This is a genomic window from Myxococcus sp. AB025B (genome assembly GCF_006518215.1).
Classification (GTDB): Bacteria; Myxococcota; Myxococcia; order Myxococcales; family Myxococcaceae; genus Myxococcus; species Myxococcus fulvus.
The window spans coordinates 1-21,768 of sequence record NZ_SRLW01000033.1 but is presented as its reverse complement, the minus strand read 5'-3'; the positions used below and the strand labels follow the sequence as shown (position 1 = coordinate 21,768).

Below are 21,768 nucleotides of genomic sequence, written 5' to 3'. Positions count from 1 at the left end.
TCGATGCGGAACATCTTCGCGTGTCTGGTGCACGAGCGGCCCGACTGCGTCATGGACCTCGTGCGCAACCTCCACCACCTGGACCCGGGCTCGCTCATCCTGCTCTACAACGGCGGGAAGCATCCGGGACTGCTCGACGGGCGCTGGCTCGAGCGCTTCAACGCGGTGGCCCATCCGGCTCCGCGGCCGATGAAGTGGGGGTGGCTGCATGACTTCGCGCTCGACTGTTTCCGCTTCGCGCTGGAGAGCCATCCGTTCGAGGCGATGACCATCGTCGACTCGGACCAGCTCGGGTTGCGGCCTGGGTACTCGGAGCACCTGCGGGGTTTCCTGGCGGCGAATCCTGGGGCGGGGCTCCTGGGGAATGTGCAGGCGCCACATGGACCTGGGCCGCGGGCGGCTCCGGCGGTCGAGGCTCGGCGCGAGGTGGATTTGTGGAGGCCGTTCCTCCGGAGGTTCGTGAATGGGGAGTCGCAGTTCGTCCACTGGACGTTCTGGCCGTCGACGGTGTTCACGGTGGACGCGGCTCGGGACCTGGTCGCGCTGTGGGAGCGGGATGAGCAGCTCCGGGGCATCCTGCGGCGCTCGCGCATCTGGGCCTCGGAGGAGGTGCTGTTCCCCACGCTCACCGCGCTCCTGGGCCACCGCGTCCTCACGAGCCCGTGTGACTACGAGTGGGTGAAGTATCGGGTCGAGTACTCGACCGCGCAGCTCGACACGGCGATGGAGATGCCTCGCGTGTATTGGGCGCATCCGATTCCGCGTCGGATGGAGGACCCGCTGCGTGCGCACGTGCGGGCGCGGTTCGGTGGCTACGAGCGCCCGCCCGAGAAGGAGGCACCGGCGCCGGTTGTCGAGGAGCCCCAGCGGGCTCCGGTCATCACGTCACGGCCGACGGTGTCCTGCATCATGCCGACGTTCAATCGACGGAGGCTCGTGCCGCTGGCGGTGCGTTGGTTCCTTTCCCAGGACTGGGCGGACAAGGAGCTCATCGTGGTCGATGACGGCAGCGAGCCTGTCGCGGACCTGCTACCGGACTTGCCGTGCATCCGGTACGTGCGATTGGAGGGGCGCCACTCCGTGGGGGCGAAGCGGAACCTCGCCTGCGAGGCGGCGCGAGCGGAAGTCATCGTCCATTGGGATGACGATGATTGGTACGCGCCTCGGCGGCTTCGATATCAGGTCACGTCCCTGCTCGACTCAGGCGCGGATGTGAATGGACTGACGCGTGTCTATTATCATCAGCCGTCCACGGGACAGTCCTGGCAGTATGTCTATCCCCGGGGTCATCGCCCCTGGGTTGCCGGCGGGACGATGTGTTACGTGAAGGCGTTCTGGCAGCGCAATCCGTTCGCGGACATCCAGGTCGGAGAAGACGCGCGCTTCCTCTGGGGCGCGGTGACGCCTCGAATCCAGGTGCTCCAGGACCCGAGCTTCTATGTCGCGCGCATCCACGAGACGAATGTGGCCCCGAAGCAGGTCCACCAGCCCTACTGGTTCCCCCACCCCACCGACACCGTGCGGATGTTGATGGGCGAGGCGTTCGAGTTCGTTCGCTAGTTCGTGGCGTTGGACCTGACGGGTCGTTCAAGTTCCGGAGTCCGGTCGGTACCTTGGGTCTGCCTTTACGCGATTCCCTTTCGCGTGGGTCGCCGGAGCCCTCTATCCATGTTCAATCCTCCTGACTTGCGGCCAGGAGCCTTCGCTGGCGCCCTGCTGCTGGCCCTCTTTCTTCTCGCCACGGGATGCGCCACCGCACCGAGCACCTCTACGCGAGGAGGGGCGCTGCGAAATTCGCCGCGCACGACCACCGAGGATGCATGGGGTGACTCCGCGACTACGACTTCCCGTCCGCGCGAGAGCCGCCAGCCGATGTGGCGACACGTGAGGGCGAGAGCTGATGCAACGCGGGTGGGTCATGGCGGCGATCGAAGCGAGAGCCAGGACGTCACCCAGGTACGTCAAGCGCTCCGCGGAGCCATCGACGAGGTCAAGAGGGTCATGGATGGCGTCGAGACCACGCACGCCCGGCTCTCCTCGCGGTCAGCCGCATCCAGCGGTCGCCGACTCGAGGGAGTCTTCACGCGATATCTCGACCTCGCGGCCAATCAGTCCCCGTGGATTCGTGGAGCGCTCGGGAGCACGACGCGGGTGGTGGGCGTGGCGTCAGGAGTGGAGGAGCCCGACATGGAACTGGGGCTTCTTCGTATGACAGGGCCTCGCCTGCAGTCCGCGATGTTCGGAGCGTTCCTGCTGGCCACGTGGATGGACTTCCTTCAGCTCACGGATGCACTGCTTCGCGACTGTCCCCTGTGCGGGACCGAGAAGCTGTTCGTGGACCTGCATCGCGTCCAGGGCTTGTTGGCGCCTGCGCTGACGGACCTCTCGTCCCAGGACCCGGAGCGGGTCGAGATGGCGGCGGCCACCCTGCCCGCGCTGATGGGGACGTTGACGCGTGAGTTCGATGCCATTCAGCGGGATGCCCGCTCCGCCATGGAGACAGGGGGAAAGGTGCTGGTGGCCACGCAGGTGCTGGAGATGCTCACACTGATATCCACGATGAGGATGTCATTCCCTCGGCCACCGCCAGCAGTCTCCGTGACGATGGGCGCGGGACTCGTGATGAGCTCCGGCGGCGTCATGGCGGGCTCGCGGCTCGTGCTTTCGGCCGACTGGGTGGAGATGATGCGGAGGCTCGTGCAAGCGGGCGTCCTCTCCATGCCCGTCGTGAGCGCCGCTGTCCGCATCCATGGCGGCCAAGCGATGCTGGCACAGGCGAATCAGGACCTGCCCAAGGGAGTGCGTGACGCGTTGGGCGACAGTCCCGAGGTGCGCGGCATGCACGTGACGGGCAGAGCCGGCGCTGGCATGTCCGACGCGCCGAAGCACCACGTCCTGCCGAAGGAGCATCGCGGGTGGTTCGAGCAACGAGGCTTCAAGGGTGACTTCGACATCGACCAGTTCTGCGTCCGCTTGGAGCAGGCCCACCACGAGGCGGTTCACGGTGGAGGGAACTGGAAGCTCGGACGGACCTGGCCGGGGGAGTGAAACCGGATGATCATGGGGACTTTGCGCGAAGCGGAGACGAATGCCGGCCGAACCCTGACGCGGAATGCAGTGCTGAAGCTCGTCGCCACCGAGATGAAGCGCTATAGCATCCCCGCGAACTTCACCGCATGGAGCGGGCCATGACCGAAGGACCATCCTGGAGCGGAAACTGGCCTGCACGACTGTATGAACGTGTTCGCAAGCTGGGGTACGGCTCCTTGACTGAATTCGCGGAAGCCCAGCCCACCGCATCACTGGTCGAACTGGCTGAGACCTTGGGCAACGGAGACTTCGCGGGGATACAGGTCTTCAGGGGACTGGTCGAGGAGGCCGAACGGTCTCGAACCGTCACTCGACTGGTACGAGGTCAACTCGTTCGAGAGCTGGCCGAAGGGCTCCCCAACGGTTGGCCCCCTGTGCTGGATGACGATACACGGATGGAGGTTGCCCTCATCCTTGGCTCCTGGTTCGGGTTCACGCCCGAGACGCATCAAGAACGCGTCAGGAGGGCGAATGCGGCACTGCTCGCCACCCCTCCCCCGCCCGGCTGGCGGCCCACGGGGCCCGACGACGAGATACTCCGAACCATCCTGCCCGATGAAGAAGCGTGACAGCCACCATCCCGCACGGGAACCCATGAGCTTCACGCAGGGAGAGGACGATGAGCGGTGGAGACGCATGGCAGGGTGACCTCAAGGCGCGTCTCTACGAGCGAGTCCGTACGCTCGGCCATGATTCGCTCACGGCCTTCGCCGAGGCACGGCCCGCGGTCCCCCTGTACCTGCTCGCCGAGGAGCTCGGGAAGGACGATGTCGTCGCGATCCAGGTACTCAGCGGCCTCCTGCACGAGGCGGAGTTGCGAAAACAGGTCACCCGGCTTCGTTCGTGATGTGCTCGTGCGGGAACTGGCCGAGTCCTTCCCGAACGGCTGGCCGGAGCGACCTTCGTCACCCTCTTCACCGCCTTCCCCCGCGAGTTCGTCCTCGCCCTCGCCGGCATGGCCCTGTTCGGCACCATCGCCAACAGCCTGTCCACGGCCATGAGCAGCGAGCGCCATCGCGAGGGTGCTGTCGTCACCTTCCTCGTCGCCCTGTCCAATGTCTCCCTGTTCGGCGTCGGCGCCGCCTTCTGGGCCCTGGTCCTGGGTCTCGCCACCTCCACCGTCGTCAACTGGCGACGCTAGGAATCCCCCGCGCGCCCGCCTTCCCCGAGACATGGCGCGCCGCGTGATACATCGCTGAAGAAGCCTGGCCGTTCCGCCCCGGGTGAATTACGGGGACCCCGGATTGCTCGGTTGCTTGGAGAATGTGAAAGTATGCCTCGAGTCGTCCGCAGTCGTCCCCCTCTCGAGGCCCCCCCAGCGTGAGCGCCCGACCTGGTCTTGCCTTCGCAGTGTCCGTGGAACAGGGAGTCCCCTCCGCCCTCCCCTCCCGCGCCATCGAAGTCGACGTCGGCGTGGCGCTGCCGACCGCCTTCGGCGGCCTGCGCAAGGTCCTCAAGGCCTGTGAGGACGCGGCCCCCGACGTCCACCGCGCCATCGCCGCCGCCCACCCCTCCGAGTGGAACCGGCTGTTCCCGGGCACGACGCAGGGCGTCCCCGCGCTCGAGGACCTGGCGCTGTCCCCGTCCGAGCGACGGCTCCACCGTGAATCCGAGCAGACGTTCTGGATTCTCACCGTGGCCGCGCGGACCCTCGTGGAGACGCTGCGCGCCAGCGGCCGCCCGCTCGTCCTCCATGGCGCGGGCGAGTGTGACCTGGTCAGCCTGCGCGCCGTCATGCGCGCCGCCGAGTGGGCCCGGCTGGAGGGCCTGGACGGCACCCTCCTGCTCACCGGCTGGCGGATGCGACGTCCCCATGGCGCCGCCGCCTTCGAGTCCCGCCGGCAGGCCTATCTCGACTCGCTGTGCGACCGCATGCGCGTCCCCCACGCCTCCGGCCCGGGCCCCGTGTCCTCGCGCGCGCTGGAGCCCGCGGTGGACCTGGAGGGCCGCTACCTGCGGCTCGTGGTGGACGAGTCGGAGTCGCGCGAGGCGCGCGTCGCCGCGGCCATCCTGGCCATCCGCAGCTGCTTCTTCACCACGAACTACGAGGGCGCGCTGCTCGCCGCCGAGCACGGCCTGTCGCTGCTCGAGTCCACGTCCGAGCCGGACTTCCCCGGGCGCGTGGTCCAGGCCTGGGAGGCGCTCGATACGGGCTTCACCACGCCGGCCATCGAAATCGACCGCGCGAGCCTGGGCGACGAGGACGAGCTGAAGGCCCTGCTCCACCGGTGCATGGGCGTGGTGCAGGTCTTCACCGGCTCGCACGACGAGGCCATGGCCGCGTTCGGCCGCGGGCTCGAGTGCCGACTGCCTCCCGAGCTGCGCGCGCGGCTGCACATGTTCCGCGCGCTGACGCTCACCAAGCGCTTCGGGCAGCTCCCCAACGCCCGCGCGGAGGTGGAGGCGGGGCTCGCGGAGCTCGGCCGTTCCACCGCGCCGGACCGCGCGCTCCAGGAGGGCTGGCTGCGCAACGTGTGCGCGCTGACCTGGTTCCAGGAGCGCAAGCTCGACAAGGCACTGGTGGAGGAGAAGCTCGCCATGCGCTGCGTGGGTGATTTGCACGACGCGAGCGCCACACACCTGAAGATCAACCTCATCTCCAATGCCAGCTACCTGCAGGAATCCGCGCGGCAGTTCGCGGACGCCATCGGCACGTGGCGGCGCTTCGAGGGCATCAGCGAGCGCTGGGGCGTCAACTTCTCCAAGCACCACCGCTACCGACTCGCGGGCCTGGAGTTCGCGGCGGGCCAGCGTGACGAGGCCGTGGACCACTTCCAGCAGGCCTATGCCAGCGCGGAGGCCCTGCGCGACTCGTTCCACCGTCAGGTCATCGCGGCGGAGCTCGGCCGCCTGTTCCTGGACGACGGACGCATGGAGCAGGCGGTGGAGTGGTTCGCCCGCGCCGAGCAGCACGCCCGCGAGATTGGCGAGCCCCTGAAGGCGGCGGAGAGCCTGGCGGGGCTGTCGCTCGCGGCGGGACGCGAGGATTGGTCCGAGGCCCTGCGCTGCGCCCGGGCCAGCACCACCTGGCCCAAGGAGACCCAGGCCCTGGTGGACGCCCTCACGAGGTCGGACGCGAAGGCGGTGCACGCGCTGCTGCCCCGCCCTCGCACGAAGCTGAACAGGCCGTTCGACTCGGTCAGCCTCTACTGAGACACCGACGCGTCACTGGCGCGTCGCCGTGAAGCGGCGCACCACGCGGCACTCCGGGTCGCCATCCACCGTGTTCACGTGGCTGGCATTGAACGTCCCGGAGAAGGAGGCCGGCGCGTCGAGGCGCTCGGGGGGTTCGGCGAAGACACCGTCGATGAGATAGAGCAGCTCGGTGGGAGGGCCCTCGCGGCGACGCAGCTCCACCACCGCCCGCAGCACGAGGTGTTTGTCTTCGCCCACCTTGTAGTGCGAGCCCGTGAGCGGGACCTCGCCCAGGGTGCCCTGGATGTCCACCTCGCGTCCGTTCTGGACGACGACGACCCGCTCGCCCTCCGGCAACGACACGCCGACCTGGGCGCAGTCGGCGCTCAACGGCGTGGTGTCCTGGAAGCGGAACACGTAGGCGCCGCTGATGGCGCAGCCGAACTCACACTGCTCGGGCGCGATGACGTCGACGTCGTCATCCCCGCTGTCGCAGCCCGGATTGCCCATGCCGCTACCCATGGAGAGCACGGCCGTCACCAACAGCAACGGGACGCGCAGGTACGTCTTTCCTCGAGACACTTCGTCACGCATGTCGGATTCCCCACCCACTGCTTTCCGGCCCAGAGACGGTGTTTCCCAGCCAAGAGGTCAGCCGCGTCCCTCGCCCGGCCCCAGGGCCCGGGCAGGAGGGAACGGCGTCTCGCGCCCCGACGCCACCTGCTCCACCACCAGCGCCGCCGCGTGGGCGCCGGTGAGAATCCCCTGCCCGCCCAATCCCGTGGCCACGAACGTGCGCCGCGTGCCCGGGTAGCGCCCCAGGTACGGACGACCATCCGGCGTCACCGCGCGCAGCCCAGCCCAGGCGCGCACGAAGCGAGCCTCGCGCAGGCGCGGCGCCAGCTTCGCCACCGTGGCGCTCAGGTGCAGCAGGCCCGTGGGCGTCACGTTCTCCACGAAGCCGACGTCCTCCTCCGTGGCCCCCACCACCAGCTCTCCCGCGCGCCACGGCGCCAGGTACGTCGGCCCGGACACGACCCGCGACAGGGAGAGCCCCGGCTGGTGCACCACCATCATCTGCCCTCGCACCGGCTTGAGCGGCAGCGGAGGCAGGCCCGCGAGTGTCGAGGACCAGGGCCCCGCGCTCACGAGGAGCTGGTCCGCGCGCAGCGTCTCACGGTCCGTGCGCAGCACCACCGCGTCGGAGGTCTCCTCCACCGCGCGCGCCGCCTCTCCGAGCCGCAGCCGTACACCCGCGCGAGCCGCCGCGCCCAGCAACGCGTTGACGTAGCCCTCCGTGTCCACCATGTGGCCACGTGACGACTCGAAGGCCCCCAACAGCGGCGTCCCTTCCAGCGCGGGCTCCAGCTCCACCAGGCGCGCGGCGTCGACCCACGTGCCCAGCTCCTCGGGATGTTTCCCGGCGCGCGTCGCGAGCGCGTCACGGCCCTTGGTGTCGGCGGCGATGCGGAGAATGCCCTGTCCGCGGCGAAGCAGCGCGCCCTCGGGGAGCGAGTCCAGCTCGGCCACCAGCGCATCCCTGCCGCCGCGCGCGAAGGCCAGCATGTCCGCGTCGTCGTAGAGGCGCACGGAGGGAATCGCCACACCCGCCGCCGCGCGAGAGCCCCGGCCTCCCGGGTCCACCGCGTCCAACACCGTCACGCGCGCGCCGAGCGCCGCCAGCCGCCGCGCGGCCGACAGCCCCACCACGCCCGCGCCGAGAATCAGGACCTCCGAGCTGAAACCCATCCGTCAGACCCACCGGTGTGCCGCGAGATGTCGCTCCTGAATACACGAAGGGCGCCGCCCCTGTATCGAGGGGACGGCGCCCGGGGGGGAGGGCCACTGCGATGAAGCCCTGAATCAGGCGACCGTCGTCTCGGCCATGCGCTTGGCGAACAGCTCCGCCGCGTTGCGCAGGCTCTGCTCGGACAGGCCGTTCTTCTCGTTCGCCTTCACCACGTCCGACAGCAGGTCGGTGATCTGGTTCTTGCCGTTGAGCTTGTCGAGCAGGCCGCTCACGAGGCTGTTGCCGCCCATGCCCTCGAGGAAGTTGCTGCCCGGGAACTTGTTGAGCAGGTTCTTCGCGACGCTCGCGCCGGGGAAGAGGTCCATGGCCGCGCCCAGGCCCGCCTGGAGCGGGTTCTCGCCCTTCATCAGCCCGCTGACGAACCCCGCCGCGATGCCCAGGGCCGGGTTGATGGCCGTGAGCGCCGGCTTGAGGATGTCCAGCGCCTTGCCGAGAACGTTCTTGAAGAGCCCCATGATTGCCTCTCGCGTGCCGGCGTCGCGCAGCGTCCGCCGAAAGTAAGCCTGACAGTGGAGTTATCGGACGGGCGCCCACAAAGTTCCGTGGATCCGGAACAAATCCGGGACAGCCCCGTCAGGCCCAGTGATTCCGCGAGGTTGTGGGGCTCAGCCCTTCTTCGGGCCACGCGGTGGGGTCGGCGCGCCCCGGGACTCGGGGGCGCCGGTGAGGACCGCGTCCGAGGCCAGCGCGGCCTTGTAGCGCTCATCGCCCTTGTCGGAGCTGAAGCCATCGCGCTGCTGGGCGCGGCTGATGATGACCTCGCCGCTGATGAGCTTGTCGAGGTGGCCCTGAATCTCCTCGACGGTGGCAGCCTTGGGGTCCTTGGCCTTGAGTTCGTGGTCGAGGGTGATCTCCAGCGGCATCTGCTTCTGGGGGTGCTGGGCGTAGTCGAGGATCTTCTCGACGTAGGCCTCCACCGGAAGCTGGAGCATCCGCGCCTGCTCCTTCACGTCGGCGTCCGCGAGCAGCTCCGCGCGAATCTCCTCCACGGGGCGCTTGAGCTTCCGGGGCTCCGGAACGACGGTGTTCTCTCCAGCCATGACCTCTCCAGGGTGGTGCGCCGAACCTCGGGTGCATTCTGTTCGCGGACGTGGCTCGGATGTCAAAGCGGCGACGCGCCTTCGCTCCAGCGGGTGAACTGCATGCGCAGCTCACAGGTGTAGCGGCCCCGCTCGTCCCGGAGCCAGAGCTGCTCGGGGGCCGGGTACATCTCCTCCACGGAGAGCCGCTCGGCCTCCCGGGCCAGGTGCGAGAGCAGGTCCAACGCGAAGGGGCTCGCGGTGTCGATGAGGTAGGGCTTGCGCTCCTTCGTGCTGCGCATGAAGACGAAGCGAGGCCAGCCACGCACGTGTCGCTCACGCTGCACGGCGAGGAACAGCTCGAAGCCCGAGGGACGCGCGAGGTGCTCGGAGGACAACTCCCAGCGCTCGCGCTGGTACACCGCGCCGCCGATGCTCAGCCGAGGCAGGTGCTGTCCCTTCGTGCGCAGCGGCGCATGGAGCACCTGCGGATGCGCCAGCGCGGCGAAGGGCGGGTAGGAAGAGAAGTCATCCAGCGGCAGGTACAGGTGCAGCCGCTCACCCTTCCCGTCCACGAGCACGGGGCCCTGGGACGTGGGCAGGACCTTCACGTCGCCCGGCGTGAGCGCGCCGTCCTCGACGTCCAGCACGTCCGACACCGAATAGACGAGCCGCCGGCCCGGGAAGACATAGAAACCCTTGTTGCGACGGCGGATGGACAGGCCCACGAGTCCGCGCGCGGACGGGTCCGACTCCAACCAGCGCGAGGCCACCGCCGCGTAGCGCTCCTTCGACGGGAAGAACGCGCTCAGCCAGCTTCGCAGGAGCAGGTGGTGATGCACTCGCGCGAGCATCACCTCGAAGCCCGCGCCGTCCCCCTTCGCGGCGAGGCAGACATCCGGCAACGCGTAGCGGCCTCCCGGCGTGGACGTGCCGAGGAAGTCCACCGGCAACGTGCGCGCGCGCTCGGGTGACTCGTCCAGCAACACTGGGGGCACCGGCGAGAAGCGGCTGCCCGTCACCTGGTCCGGGCGCAGTCGCACCGCGTAGTCGAGCAGATCCACCGGACGCTCGTCCGTGCCGAGCGCCTCGCGCACCTGCTCGCGGAAGCCCTGCTGGACGCGCTCGCCATAGGCGGCCGAGAGCTCGAGCGGGCCGCTCAGCGCGGATTCGAGCGCCTCGGTGAAGCGGCGGCCGAAGCGCAGACGGAACGGAGAGCTGGCCTCCTCGTAGAGGATGAGCCGGTCCGCGTACACCTGACCGTCACCGCGTCGGGCTGGCTTGCCGGTGGCCTCCGTGAAGCACGCCTCCAGCTCAAGGAGCAGCACCTTGCGGCGGGTCAGGTCCGCGGTCTGGAACTCGGCCTTCAGGCGCGACAGCGTGTCCAGGCGCTCCAACCAACGCGAGCGCGCCTCCAGTTCGGGCAGCGCGGCGACGGCGTCCCGCACGCTCTCGAAGGTCGCGAAGTCGTTGGGGCGGAACGGCAGTCCCCAGAGCAGCAGCGCGCCCTTCACCAGGGGCAGCGCGGCGCGCTCAGCGTCCTCCACCGCGAGGCCCAGCACCTTCGCCGCGGCGGCGGGCGTGGGATGCTCGCGGAGCACGGACAGCAGGCGCTCGGCGCTCTCGGAGAGCGGCACCTCCAGCTTCAACACCTCGCAGGCGGCGCGGCCGGGGGACACCGTGAAGAGCGGGTTGAGGCGCAGCGGGAGATGGGGCCGCAGCGTGCGCTCGCGGCCCACCGCGCGCGCCAGCTCCGTCACCGCCCAGAAGGAGAAGAAGGTGCGTCGGCTCGTGTCACCGCTCGCGACGGTGCGCACGTCGAACCCGTCTTCGTCCGTGCGCTCGCCGTAGGAGATGGGACCGAAGAAGCTCGTGGTCTCGTTCTTGGCGCAGAAGCGCTGGAGGTACGTGTAGACCTGTCGCTCCACCCGGCGCCCGTCGGACGTGTCCTTGCGCTCACCGCCACGCAGGTAGCGCGCCCAGACGTTGTCGAACATCGCGGGGCTGGAGAGGAACACCGCCTCCTGGATGGAGGGCTCCGCCGCGCGCTCGCGCAGCCTCGAGCGCAGCTCCGAGCGCTCCTGGGCATGGCGCGCCAGGAGGGACTCGTACCCGGCACGCAGGCGCGACAGCACGGCGAGGCGCTCCGAGCCCGCGGGCGCCCAACGCGGCGCCGTGCCATTCGCGAGCAACGCCCGGAGGACGGGGGCCTTGACGGGGTTGCCCTCCGCGCTCAGCGCATCCAGGAGCGCCTGCTCGTCCGCGAGCCATCGGTTCGCGTCGTCCACCAGCGCGGTGGAGAACCCGAGCGACTCCAGCCAGTCGAAGGGGAAGCCGGCATGACGGAGCACGAACACCTCGCCCAAGGTCCAGCGTCCGCTCATCCGTGCGTCCTCTCCAGGATGGACTTCGTCACCAACATCTCCACCAGCTTCGCGCGCTGCGCTTCCGGCACCTGGGGCAAGGCGCTCGCCACGTCGGTGGCCTCGGTCAATCGGGCCAGCACCGGCGCGAGGCGCGCATCCATCGCGACCACCCCACCCGTGCGCAGGTTCGCCGCGTACCAGGAAGGCTTCGGCGCCCCTTCGAGCGTGGCGGGCAGGTGCACCACCGCGCAGTCCACGTCCAGACGGACGTGCGTGGCGCCATCGAGGCCTGGCGGTGCGAGCAGGAAGGCCGCCGCGACACGGCCTGGACTGAGCGGAGCCCGAGTCATCAGCCGGCTCGCCAGCGACGTGAGGACCCCGGGCAGACGCGCACTGGGAATCGTGCCTGGCCTCTCGACGGGGCGACTGCGCGACAAATCGCGGTCCGCCGGAGCGTCTCCGGGCTGTCCCCACCAGCGCGCCGGGTTGCGGACCCGCGCGATGCGCTCCACCGACGCATGGAACGGGCGCACGCCGGCGAGGTGGTCGAAGAAGCGTGAGCCCTCCAGCGCGGCCAGCGTGGCGTCCAGCGCCGCCTCGTCCACACCTGGCGCGCCGACCCACCACTCCGCGACGACACGCACGCCCGCGGCCTTCAGTCGTTGGTAGCCCTGGACCAGGAGCTCCACCGGGATGAAGCCATGGTCGGGGTCGACCACGCGGCCGTTCGCGAGGCCGCAGAACCCCACCACCACCGTGTGACAGCCGCTCTCCACGAGCGCGTCCGCGGCCAGGAGCGAGCCGAGCGAGACATGCCCCGCCCACCGCGCGCCCCCTGTGTACGCGCGCACGTCGTCCAACGAGCACCGACCGAGCCAACCCTCCTCGGGTCCGGACTCCGGCCTCGCGCTGTCGGGCTCCATCACCGCCCAGTCCTGGTCATCGCCCCACGGGTACGGAGCCAGGACCTCCAGCCCGAGCCCGTCGGAGATCCACACGAGGTCCTCGACGCTCGTGTCGCCGGACAGCGGGCGCACACGCCAACGCAACGCGGGGACCTGCTCCGGGAACGTGGCGCGCCGGAAGGCGGGCATCCGCGCCAGCACCTTGCGATGCGTCGAGGCAAAGGGCCCCGCGACCTCCAGGGCCACGTGCGCGGGGCACGCCTGCGCCAGGGACACGGCGGCCGGGAGCTGGAGGTCTCGCTCCAACCACAGACGAACGCACCGCGCATCCTCGAACCGAGCGAGCACCGCCGCCACGTCATCCGAGAACGGCGAGGGCATCCCCGACACGCGCTGCACGTCCGCGCTCCGCTCCGTCGTCCCGGCCTCCAGCTCCACGTCATCGAGTCGCAGGTGCACGCCGTGAGGCGGGCCGGAGATGGCCGTCAGCACCGCGCCCAGCGCGCGCAGCTCCGACAGAGCGCCTCGTTCACGCAGCCCCTGCGCGGCTCGCAGCAGGAGCAGCTCGCGCATCGTCTGGGACGACGGGGGCGCCGACTCGCGCGTCAGACACTCCGCTTCCACGGACCCGGCGGAGAAGACCCGACGGGTGAAGTCCCTCGCCAGGTCCAGCAGGTGCCACCCCTCGGGGACCTCGGGCACGAGCGTCACGTCCCGATGTGGAGGCAGCACCAGCCAGTTCATCGCGCCTCCTCCCGCGAGACGCAGGGAGCGCCCGACATCAGCGTGCAGCGCAGCTCCACCGTGTGGCGGCCCATGGGCCCTCGCAGCCAGAGCTGCTCCGGCCCGGGCAGCATCTCCGAGAGGAGGACCTCCTCCTTCTGCTCCAGCAGGTTGAGGAAGACGCGCAGCAGCGGCGGACTGCGCACATCCACCAGCACCGGTTTGCGCTCGCCCTTGAACTTCGCGAAGACACACGGAGGAAGCCCCCGCGCGTCCCACAGGCCCGAGGCGACACGCAGCCTCGCGCGGTCGTCCTTGCACGCCAGCAGCGCCTCACACGCCGCCGCGTCCAGCTTCCACTGCTCGCGCTGCACCACCACGCCACCGAGCGTCACTCGGGGCGTGTGCTCTCCCAGGGACACCTTCAAGGGGCGGATGCGAGGCAGCGAGAACGCCGTGTGCACCGCGCTCTCCAGCTCGCCGTTGTAGAGGCAGACCTCGGAGCCCAGCCGCTTCGACACGAGCCGCGCGCTCTTGCCATCGCTCTCGACGAACAGGTCATCCAGGGGGATTCGCCACGCGGAGGCGTGGGAGCTCACGCCGCCCAGCTCCACCACCGGCCCCGGGAACTCGGAGGGCAACAACCCCGTGCGTCGCGACGGCAACACGGTCACCAACGGCACGGAGCGAGACAGCGCCCCGAGCGCGCGCACCATCTCGCTCTCCACCTTCGCGCGCGACGGATGGAACTGGAGCGCCCAGCCCCACACGAGCGCGGTGTCGTGGATGTCTCCCATCACCAGCGTGTACTCGCCCCGGCCCCACGCCTCCACGTCCGTCGCGCCCACCAGCAGGTCCACGGAGGTGACGAGCGGCAGGGTCCGCCCAGCGTCCCACGAGGGGCGCTCCACCGCGCCCAGCTCGACGGACCGGGCGGCCGCGTCGGGAATGGACTTCGCGAGCAGCTCCGCCACCGTCGTGTCCAGCGGCACGGGCAGGTCCGCGGCGGCGGCCGCCACCTTCCAGAAGGGCACCGTGCGCGAGCCCACCTTGCGAGCCACCGCCTCACGGGCCGCGTCACGCGTGCGCCACGCCGCCTCCGCCATCCACGCCAGCGCCGGCTCCAGGCGCGCGCCCAGCTCCCGCGCGCGCTCACCGCCGACCTCCAGCCGCAGGTCTCCGCCGCACTCCTCCCGCAGCGGGAGACGGTCCTGGTAGAAGTTGTGGGACTCGGACGCGGGGCCGCGCTCCGTCGGCGGCGCCACGCCCCACAGCTCCTTCGCCTTGCGCGCGAAGGCGTCCTGGAGCGCCATCTTCCCGCTCGCGTCGGCCGCCCCGTAGCGCCCCATCAGCTCCAGCAGCGTGCTCAGCCCCTCGACGTGACGACGCGCGCCCGCGCCCGGCAGCGCGGCGACTCGCTGGGCCAGGTCGTCCACCGGGTGATGCACGGCGGACGGGACCTCGAGCTGATGCGTGAGCAGCGCCTTGTCACAGCCGAGCCGCAGCGCCTCGCGCGCCATGCCGGGCGCCACGCCGAGCGAGGACGCGAGCGCCGCCAGCGTGCGCGTCCCATCCGCCAGCTCCACGATTCGCGGCAGCAGCTCCTCCACGCTCTCCGGCGTCGGCCCTGCCTTGCGCGCGGGCATCTCCGCGAAGGCCTTGCGGCGCGGCACCAGCCACGAGGCGATGTCCGGGTCGAAGGCGATCGCGCGCACCAGCCCCTGCACCAGCCACGACGCCGCGAAGGTGTTGCGCCCCACCAGCGTCTCGGGGCCGGACCAGCGCAGCGTCACGCCCGTGGGCGCCTGTGCATCCACCCGGCCGTAGTTGATGGGGCCGAAGAAGCCCATCGTCTCGTTCTTCGCGCACAGCCGCTGGAGGTAGCTGGCCACCTGCCTGCGCAGCCGCGAGCCCTCGCGCTTGGCGAGCAGGTCCCTGGCCACGGGGGGACTGGAGCTGGCCACCGCCTCCAGGAAGCGCGGCTCCTGGCACAGCGCCTCCATCCGCGTCTCCACCGCCGGCAGCTCACGCTCCAGCGCCGACGCGAGGGCGGCCTCCGCCTCCTGCGCCGCGCGGGCGCGGGTGTTCCACTCCGCGAAGCGCTCGGGGGCCTCCAGTCCCTCCGTGTCGACAGGGCGGCCCGCCTTGAGCGCGGAGAGCAGCTCCCGGGGGGGACGGTGCACGCGCGGGCCCTGGGCACGCAGCGCGTCCAAGGCGCGCCGCTCCGCCTCGAGCGCGCGCGCCCACCGCGCCGACTCCGGACACCCCAGCCGCTCCAGCCAGTCGAACGGGAAGCCTGTCGCGCGAACGACGAGGTGGGGGAAGAGGGTCCAGCCCTTCATGGATCACATGCCCTTCAACCTCGAGGGACGCCCCACAAGAGGCGTCCCGTCCCGAGGCCAGCCATTGCGACTTTAGCGAGCCGTCACGACAATCTCCTGCCCAGGCACCGCGAGCACCCACCGCGTGCTCTCGCTCCCCGCGCAGTTCACCACCACCTCCAGCTCCCTGCCCGCCTCGATGGAGGACTTCGTCACCGGCGTGCGGTGGGGCAGCACCGCGCCATCCACCTTCACCTCACACCCCGGCGAGCTGGTCGCCACGCTCAGCGCCCCACGCGTCCCGGACTGCGGCGTGGCGTCCGCCAGCGTGCGCACGTCGATGTCCTCGCGCTGCGTCGTCGTGCCGAACCGGCGCAGCTTGCCATCCACCGCCGTGGAGATGAGCAGCGAGCCGGTGGGCGGCACCGCGAGCGTCTTCGTGCCGGGCTCCACCCGCACACCGCCGACGAACACGTGCTCGCCCTCCGACAGGTTCACGAACACGGAGCCGGAGCCGCGCAGCATCACCAGCGCCACCACCGCGATGACCAGGAGCGCGCCACCACCGATGGCCGCCCACTTCCACGTGGAGGCATTCGAGGGCTCCGCCCCATCGGCCTCGACCTCGGGCTCGACGCGGGGAGGCGCGACAGGGACCGGATGCGCCGTCGTGGAGGGACGGGGCGCCGGAGCCGGCCTGGGCGCCACGTTCGCCGCGGGAATCCCCACGGACGACGGACGCTGCGGCGCGGGCACCGCGGTGTGTCCCGGCTGCGAGGGCCTGGGCGCGGGCGCGACGGGACGCGGAGGCGCCGCGGGAGGCGTGGTCCCGGGCTGGAGCACCACCACCTCCGTCCTGTCCCCCGCGTCCAGGTCCGGGAGCATCGGCAGCTCGGGCGCGACGGGAGGCGGAGGAGGACGCACGGGCGCCACGGGAGGCGGCGTCGCGGGACGCGCGGCGACCGGCGCGGGACGCGGAGGCGGCGCGGCCAGGGGAGACGGACGCGGCGGAGTCCCGGGCACGGGGGGCGCGGACATGCTGCCGCTGCCCGTCCCCGGCACGCGGGGGATGCTTCCACTGGTGGAGGCCGTCGGCTTCGGGCCGCTGCCCGTCCCAGGCCTCGGCGTCTTGCCGTCCACCGGCGCGGCCATGTCGCCGCTGCCCGTGCCGCTTCCGGAGGGGACCGGGCGCGGATGGCTGCCCGTCCCCGTCGCGGAGGACGGCGCGTACTCCACCAGCCGGTCCCCGAGCGTGTCCTTGAAGAACTGCGCCACCGCCGCCGGAGACGAGTTGAGGCGGTGGTGCGCCATCACCGCTTCGATCTCCTCGCGCATCGCCGCGGCGGACGCCGTGCGGCGCGCCGGGTCCTTCACCAGCGCGCGGAGGATGAGGTCGGAGACGTCCTGCGGGATGTTGGGCCGCAGCTGCGAGGGCACCGGCGCCGGCTCGCGCACGATGGCGTTGAGCGTGGCCGCGTCGTGGTCCCTGCGGAACGGCAGCTGTCCGGTGAGCAGTTCGAAGAGCACCACGCCCAGCGCGAACACGTCGTTGCGCGCGTCCAGCGTGCGCCCGGACGCGGCCTCCGGGGAGATGTAGGAGATCTTCCCCTTCAGCACGCCCGCCTGCGTGTGCTCCTCGCCCGCCACCTTGGCGATGCCGAAGTCGCTGAGCTTGATGGCGCCGTCCAGCGAGATGAGCACGTTGTGCGGGCTGACGTCGCGGTGCACCACCGGGTGCGGAATGCCCGCCGGGTCCACGTACGCATGCGCGTAGTGCAGGCCCGCGGCCACCTCCGCCACGATTCGCAGCGCGTGCTCCAGGGGCAACGCCAGCCCCTTGCGGCGCAGCTCGTTCACCAGCCGCTTCAGGTCCGGCCCGCGCACGTACTCCATCAGGATGTACGCCACCCCGTCGGACACGCCCACGTCGAAGGTCTGCACGACGTTGGGATGCGTCAGCCGCGCGTTGGCGCGCGCCTCCGCGAAGAGCATGTCCACGAACTCGGGGTTCTGCGCGAACTGCGGGAGGATCTTCTTCATCACCACGAACTTCTCGAAGCCCTTCACGCCGACCTGCTTGGCGAGGAAGACCTCCGCCATGCCGCCCTGCCCCAGCCGGCGGATGACGTTCAGCTTGGTGCTGCCCAGCGAGTTGGAGATGTCGGTGGGCGAGCCCTTGTTCGCCTGCGGGTCGATGTTGGTGGACCCGAACAGGTACTGGCTGAGCGCGCGCGGCTCCAGCACCTCGATGTCCTCGATCGGCCGGTCCGTCAGCTGCATCCGCGCCAGGAACCCCTGCAGCTGGGGCATGTGCGGCACCTGCGCTGCGCCGCCGCAGATGGGGCACTCGTTGGACAGACCCGTCTGCTGCGTGCGCAGCTGCGCCAGGTACGCGCTGGCCTGGATGCGCTGGTGGCTCACCTGTCCGCAGCTGCGGCACTCACACGGCAGCCACAGCGTGGCGAGCTTCGCGGGCAGCAGCTTGGCCGAGCGCGCCAGCACGGCCAGCGCCGGCGGAGGCAGCCGGCAGAGCACCACCTGCGCGCCCTGCGCGGCGGTATCCAGCACCTGCTCCAGCTTGGGCAAGGCCTCCGGCTCCACCTTGCTCACGTGGCTGAAGTCGAACGCGACGCGCCCCTCCAGACCCGAGGCGAGCCGGCGCACGTTGAGGTCGCCCTTGAGGGTGCTCGCCAGCGAGATGAAGGTGATGTCGTCCTGGACGATCTTCAGGTGCTGCGGAAGGTCCGGCTGCTCCTTCGGCATGCTGGCGCGCAGGTAGCGCATCACCACCGGGTCCACGGTGCCGAACTGCTGGCGGCGCGCGTAGTCGAAGAACTCGCCCGGCAGGTCCGCGAACTCCAGCGGGTTGGAGCAGACGGGGCAGGCGTGCTCGGGCGCGCGCTCCTCGGCGATGACCTGCGCCTCGTCGACCAGGTTCACCACCCGCATCCGGTCTTCGTTGCAGGTGCGGCACGTGTACGGCGCCAGCATGGAGAGCACGCGGGCGACTCCCGCGAAGCCCTCCACCATGTTGAGCTGGTCCACCACGACGGGCGGAGCGTGGACGACGTAGAGCCCCAGCGCGCCCGGGGGCAGCTTGGCGGCGAACTCGATCCACCGACGCACGCCGAAGGAGCTGATGCGCTCCACCCTCCCCAGGTCGACGACGAGAAGCCCGCTGAGCTCCGGGCTGGTCGACGTCAGGGGGAAGGTCTCGTCGATGACGCCGGCGATCCGGACGTGGGTGATGGTACCCACTCGGAGCCGGCTGATGATGGCGTTGGAACCCTGGCTATCCACCGGCCCTGACCTCATGCGAACAGAAAAGCAGTGACTTGGGCTGGGTCGCGCGGCGGCGCGCGTCTCCCAGGTCCACCACGCACACGACGCGAGACTCGCGGCCGACGCACACCCGCGCGGCCACCGTGTCGCAATGCTCGAGGATGCGGCGCAACCCGAGGCCCGCTCCGCCCCCGGACGCATCCACCTTCACCTTCTGGCCCCACCCGTCCAGCGCCCGGGCGAACGGCCCCGGCCGCAGCCCGCCGAAGCGGTCCGCCACCTCCAGCCACATCCGGCCGTCCTCCACCGCGAACACCAGCTCGCAGGCGTCCTCCGGCGCCACCTCGCGCACCTCGGTGCGGCGGTGCGCGTAGCGGGGCTCGCCCTTGGCGTCCACCGGCGCATCCAGCAGCGCGTTGGCGGAGAGCTCATGCACCACGTCCGCCACCAGCCCCGCGGCCACCCGGCTGCCCTCGGCCGCGCCCACCGCCGCCGCGGCCGCCGTGGCCGCCTCGTGGATGTCCGTCACGCGGCGCAGTGGATGGCGCGTCACCTCCGCGCGCTCGGGCATCAGCGTCCCGGACGGCTTGAGGACCGCGCCCACCAGGAGCGCCTCCCACATGGACGGGCCGCCGTCGCGCTCGCGCGTGGCCAAGAGCAGCGCCGGAGGCTCGCGCCGCAGCCACTGCGCGTGCTCCGGCTTGAGCACCCCGTCGAACAGGAGGAGGCCGCGCGAGCCCGTCGACGGGGACGTGACCGCGGAGGCCCCCACCCCACCCTGCGTCAGCAGAGGCACCACCTGCTCGAGCGCGGCCGCGGGCAGGGATGCATCTGCAATCAGCAGGAGGCCACTGGCCTCCAGGTGGGGTGCGGTACTCAAACGAGGTGCCTAGTAGCGTACCTTGACTTCACTGAAGAAGGACTGGGGCGCGACGGGGAAGCCGTGAGACTCCTCGTAGGCGGCGTTGAAGAGGTTGGAGCCCAGGAACGACACGGAGATGCCGTCGTAGACGTTGAAGCCCACCCGCGCGCTGGCGGTGAGGTAGCTGGGCAGCTCCACGCGGGAGCCAGGCAGGCCCGTGGCCTCGTCCACCTGGAAGCCCGGGTCGAAGCGCGAGCCCACGAAGAGGGCGTAGAGCTCCACGAAGGCCACCTTGCCGATGTTGGTGCGGCCGCGCGCGTAGATGCGGTGGGTGGGCGCGTAGTCCAGCGGCGTGCGGGCCCCGCCGTCGAAGGGCACGTTCTTGGCGTCGAGGAACTGGTAGGCCACGTCGAAGGACGAGTTGATGGACGGAATCTGCGCGGCCGCCTCCAGCTCCGCGCCGGCGATGCGCGCGTCGCCCATGTTCCGGAACTGCGACACCGAGCCGAACACGAGCTGCTGATTGATGAAGTTCTTGGCCACGTTGTAGAAGCCCGTCCCCGTCAGGCGCACCCGCCGCTCGAAGGGCCAGAAGTCCACCGAGGCCTCGAAGGTATCCAGCGTCTCCGCCCGCAGGCCCGCGTTGCCCACCAGCGTGGAGGCGTACATCTGCTGGTTGATGGCGAGCTCCGCCAGCGTGGGCGCACGGAAGGCGCGGCCGTAGTTGGTGCGCAGCGTGAGCAGCTCCGGCACCGCGTGGAAGACGACGCTGGCGCGCGGTGAGATCTGGTCCGTGCGCTCGCGCCAGACGCGCTCGGGAATCTGGTAGCGGTCATAGCGGGCGCCCGCGCTGAGCACCACGCGCTCCAGCGGGCGGTACTCCGCGTCCACGAAGCCGCCGAGGATGGTCTGCTTCGTGTCGTCCATCGTGAGCTCGGGCAGCACGTTGGGCACGTTGACCTGGTCGAACTTCACGTCGCCGCCGAACGTCACGGACACCGGGCCCGCCGAGTACAAGGCGCGCGCCTCGCCGCCCAGCCGCCGACGCTTGCCCAGCGCGCGCGTGGGGTCGCCACCGAAGGCGTTCTCCATCACCACGTCGCGGCGCTTGAAGAAGCCGTACACCTGACCGAACAGGCGCAGGCTGTCCGTCACCTGCTGGTCCACCTGCGCGGAGGCGTTGAGGTTCTGGACGGACTCCTCGTCATTCGGCGTGTAGTGGCAGCGGCCGCAGTTGCCCACCGTCGAAATCCCGGTGTGCGAGCCGCCCGGGCGGCCGATGGTCGCGTCCGTGAAGTCCGCGTCCAGCGCCAGCGGGCCCACGCGCACCTTGCCGTTGACCTGGTGCACCATCGAGTCCTGGTTGCGGTCCACCAGGCCCGTGGCCGGATCATTGAAGAGCTGCGGGCCGTCCGAGCCGAAGCCGTAGTAGCCCAGCAGCGCCTCCACCGGCCCACCCCGGCCGGCCACGTTGCCGTGAAGTCGCCACGTCTGGTCCTGGCCGGCGAGCACGCGCGCCTCCGCGCCCACGCTGCGTCCCGGGGCGATGAGGTCCCCAGGCTGGCGCTCGATGATGTTGATGACGCCGCTGAAGGCGTTGGAGCCGTACAGCGAGGAGCCCGGGCCCCGGATGACCTCCACCTGCTTCAGGTTGACCAGGGGCGTCGTCTCGTCCGCGTAGAACTGGCCCGTCCAGGGGTCCGTCAGCGGGCGGCCGTCCTTCAGGAGCAGCAGGCGGTTGGACAGGTAGTTGGAGCCCAGGCCGCGCGCGCTCACCGCCGCCTTGCGCATGGAGCCCCGGCGGCACTCCATGCCGGGGAAGTACTGGATGGCCTCGCACAGCGTGAACTGGCCGGTGCCCTCCAGCTCCTCGGCCGGAATCCACGACACCGTCAGCGGCACGTCCGCGATGCGCTGGTTGCGCTTGCCGGCCGTGGTCACCACCGCCTCGCTGAGCACGCGGTTGACGGACTCCTCCAGCGGGTCGGCGCCGCCCAGGGGATCCAACCCGGCCAGGCCCGACGGGGGCGGCATGGCCCGGTCCATGGTGGGCTCCGCGAACGGCGCGCTGATGGGGACGTTGTCGGTGGCGACGGGCGCGGGAGGCGGGCTCTTCGTCGCGGGCAGCACCGCGCCGTGGCCCGGCGTGGAGGCGGGCGTCGAGAGGAGCGGATCCGCGATGCTGGGGCCGAGCTGCGCGCCGGGGCTCGCCACGGGAGCCGTGGGCAGCGGCGCGGGGGGAGGCGACTCCACCG

The 21,768-nt window shown here is 70.7% G+C and carries 15 protein-coding genes and 1 pseudogene; 6 read left to right on the top strand and 10 right to left on the bottom strand.

Features of this window, described 5'->3' with window-relative positions:
- Window positions 1-3 precede the first annotated feature (3 nt).
- The 6 genes and pseudogenes from FL311_RS07940 to FL311_RS07915 all read left to right on the top strand — a co-directional run bounded on the left by FL311_RS07940 (window position 4) and on the right by FL311_RS07915 (window position 6,243).
- Complete coding sequence (locus FL311_RS07940; RefSeq protein WP_141324328.1) at window positions 4-1,560, top strand: glycosyltransferase family 2 protein; 1,557 nt, start codon at window positions 4-6, stop codon at window positions 1,558-1,560.
- A 627-nt stretch (window positions 1,561-2,187) separates the two neighbouring features.
- Window positions 2,188-3,048, top strand: coding sequence for a hypothetical protein (locus FL311_RS44965; RefSeq protein WP_228556746.1), 861 nt, complete (start codon window positions 2,188-2,190; stop codon window positions 3,046-3,048).
- 140 nt (window positions 3,049-3,188) lie between these two features.
- The gene (locus tag FL311_RS07930) at window positions 3,189-3,659 is read left to right on the top strand and encodes an NUDIX hydrolase (protein WP_141324327.1); all 471 of its coding nucleotides are present in this window, start codon (window positions 3,189-3,191) and stop codon (window positions 3,657-3,659) included.
- 50 nt (window positions 3,660-3,709) lie between these two features.
- Window positions 3,710-3,983, top strand: a pseudogene (locus FL311_RS07925) (NUDIX hydrolase); the annotation flags it as partial.
- A complete protein-coding gene (locus tag FL311_RS07920; RefSeq protein ID WP_141324326.1) occupies window positions 3,977-4,231 on the top strand; it encodes a benzoate/H(+) symporter BenE family transporter in 255 nt (84 codons plus the stop codon). The pseudogene FL311_RS07925 and the gene FL311_RS07920, both read left to right, overlap by 7 nt.
- A 272-nt stretch (window positions 4,232-4,503) precedes the next feature.
- Window positions 4,504-6,243 (top strand): lipopolysaccharide assembly protein LapB, encoded by a 1,740-nt coding sequence (locus tag FL311_RS07915; RefSeq protein ID WP_228556745.1) that lies wholly within the window; start codon window positions 4,504-4,506, stop codon window positions 6,241-6,243.
- A gap of 12 nt (window positions 6,244-6,255) precedes the next feature.
- Here the strand turns inward: FL311_RS07915 and FL311_RS07910 are convergent, their stop codons facing one another.
- From FL311_RS07910 to FL311_RS07865, 10 genes are all read right to left on the bottom strand, one after another.
- The gene (locus FL311_RS07910; RefSeq protein ID WP_141324324.1) at window positions 6,256-6,819 is read right to left on the bottom strand and encodes a hypothetical protein; all 564 of its coding nucleotides are present in this window, start codon (window positions 6,817-6,819) and stop codon (window positions 6,256-6,258) included.
- A gap of 57 nt (window positions 6,820-6,876) precedes the next feature.
- Entirely contained in the window at window positions 6,877-7,974 is a 1,098-nt protein-coding gene (locus tag FL311_RS07905) for an FAD-binding oxidoreductase (RefSeq protein ID WP_141324323.1), read from the bottom strand.
- 114 nt (window positions 7,975-8,088) lie between these two features.
- Window positions 8,089-8,490: a hypothetical protein gene (locus FL311_RS07900; RefSeq protein WP_141324322.1), complete on the bottom strand. Its 402-nt coding sequence runs from the start codon at window positions 8,488-8,490 to the stop codon at window positions 8,089-8,091.
- 150 nt (window positions 8,491-8,640) lie between these two features.
- Window positions 8,641-9,075, bottom strand: a complete 435-nt coding sequence (locus FL311_RS07895; protein ID WP_141324321.1) for a hypothetical protein — start codon at window positions 9,073-9,075, stop codon at window positions 8,641-8,643.
- Between the two features lie 62 nt (window positions 9,076-9,137).
- The gene (locus FL311_RS07890) at window positions 9,138-11,438 is read right to left on the bottom strand and encodes a lantibiotic dehydratase (protein WP_141324320.1); all 2,301 of its coding nucleotides are present in this window, start codon (window positions 11,436-11,438) and stop codon (window positions 9,138-9,140) included.
- Window positions 11,435-13,069: a hypothetical protein gene (locus tag FL311_RS07885; protein ID WP_141324319.1), complete on the bottom strand. Its 1,635-nt coding sequence runs from the start codon at window positions 13,067-13,069 to the stop codon at window positions 11,435-11,437. Before FL311_RS07885 ends, FL311_RS07890 begins: the two co-directional genes overlap by 4 nt.
- Window positions 13,066-15,390, bottom strand: coding sequence for a lantibiotic dehydratase (locus tag FL311_RS07880; protein WP_141324318.1), 2,325 nt, complete (start codon window positions 15,388-15,390; stop codon window positions 13,066-13,068). Before FL311_RS07880 ends, FL311_RS07885 begins: the two co-directional genes overlap by 4 nt.
- A gap of 72 nt (window positions 15,391-15,462) precedes the next feature.
- Entirely contained in the window at window positions 15,463-18,669 is a 3,207-nt protein-coding gene (locus tag FL311_RS07875) for a serine/threonine-protein kinase (protein WP_194869105.1), read from the bottom strand.
- Window positions 18,662-19,531 carry a hypothetical protein gene (locus FL311_RS07870; protein WP_141324316.1) on the bottom strand — a complete coding sequence of 290 codons (870 nt, stop codon included), beginning with the start codon at window positions 19,529-19,531 and terminating at the stop codon, window positions 18,662-18,664. The genes FL311_RS07875 and FL311_RS07870 overlap by 8 nt, the downstream gene beginning before the upstream one ends.
- 9 nt (window positions 19,532-19,540) lie before the next feature.
- The gene (locus tag FL311_RS07865; RefSeq protein ID WP_228556744.1) at window positions 19,541-21,766 is read right to left on the bottom strand and encodes a TonB-dependent siderophore receptor; all 2,226 of its coding nucleotides are present in this window, start codon (window positions 21,764-21,766) and stop codon (window positions 19,541-19,543) included.
- Between the last annotated feature and the right edge of the window lie 2 nt (window positions 21,767-21,768).

Bases quoted from the DNA above. Each gene is read 5' to 3' on its own strand.
- FL311_RS07940 (WP_141324328.1), top strand. From the start codon at position 4: ATGCGGAACATCTTCGCGTGTCTGGTGCACGAGCGGCCCGACTGCGTC.
- FL311_RS44965 (WP_228556746.1), top strand. From the start codon at position 2,188: ATGGAACTGGGGCTTCTTCGTATGACAGGGCCTCGCCTGCAGTCCGCG.
- FL311_RS07930 (WP_141324327.1), top strand. From the start codon at position 3,189: ATGACCGAAGGACCATCCTGGAGCGGAAACTGGCCTGCACGACTGTAT.
- FL311_RS07910 (WP_141324324.1), bottom strand. From the start codon at position 6,819: ATGCGTGACGAAGTGTCTCGAGGAAAGACGTACCTGCGCGTCCCGTTG.
- FL311_RS07905 (WP_141324323.1), bottom strand. From the start codon at position 7,974: ATGGGTTTCAGCTCGGAGGTCCTGATTCTCGGCGCGGGCGTGGTGGGG.
- FL311_RS07900 (WP_141324322.1), bottom strand. From the start codon at position 8,490: ATGGGGCTCTTCAAGAACGTTCTCGGCAAGGCGCTGGACATCCTCAAG.
- FL311_RS07895 (WP_141324321.1), bottom strand. From the start codon at position 9,075: ATGGCTGGAGAGAACACCGTCGTTCCGGAGCCCCGGAAGCTCAAGCGC.
- FL311_RS07890 (WP_141324320.1), bottom strand. From the start codon at position 11,438: ATGAGCGGACGCTGGACCTTGGGCGAGGTGTTCGTGCTCCGTCATGCC.
- FL311_RS07885 (WP_141324319.1), bottom strand. From the start codon at position 13,069: ATGAACTGGCTGGTGCTGCCTCCACATCGGGACGTGACGCTCGTGCCC.
- FL311_RS07880 (WP_141324318.1), bottom strand. From the start codon at position 15,390: ATGAAGGGCTGGACCCTCTTCCCCCACCTCGTCGTTCGCGCGACAGGC.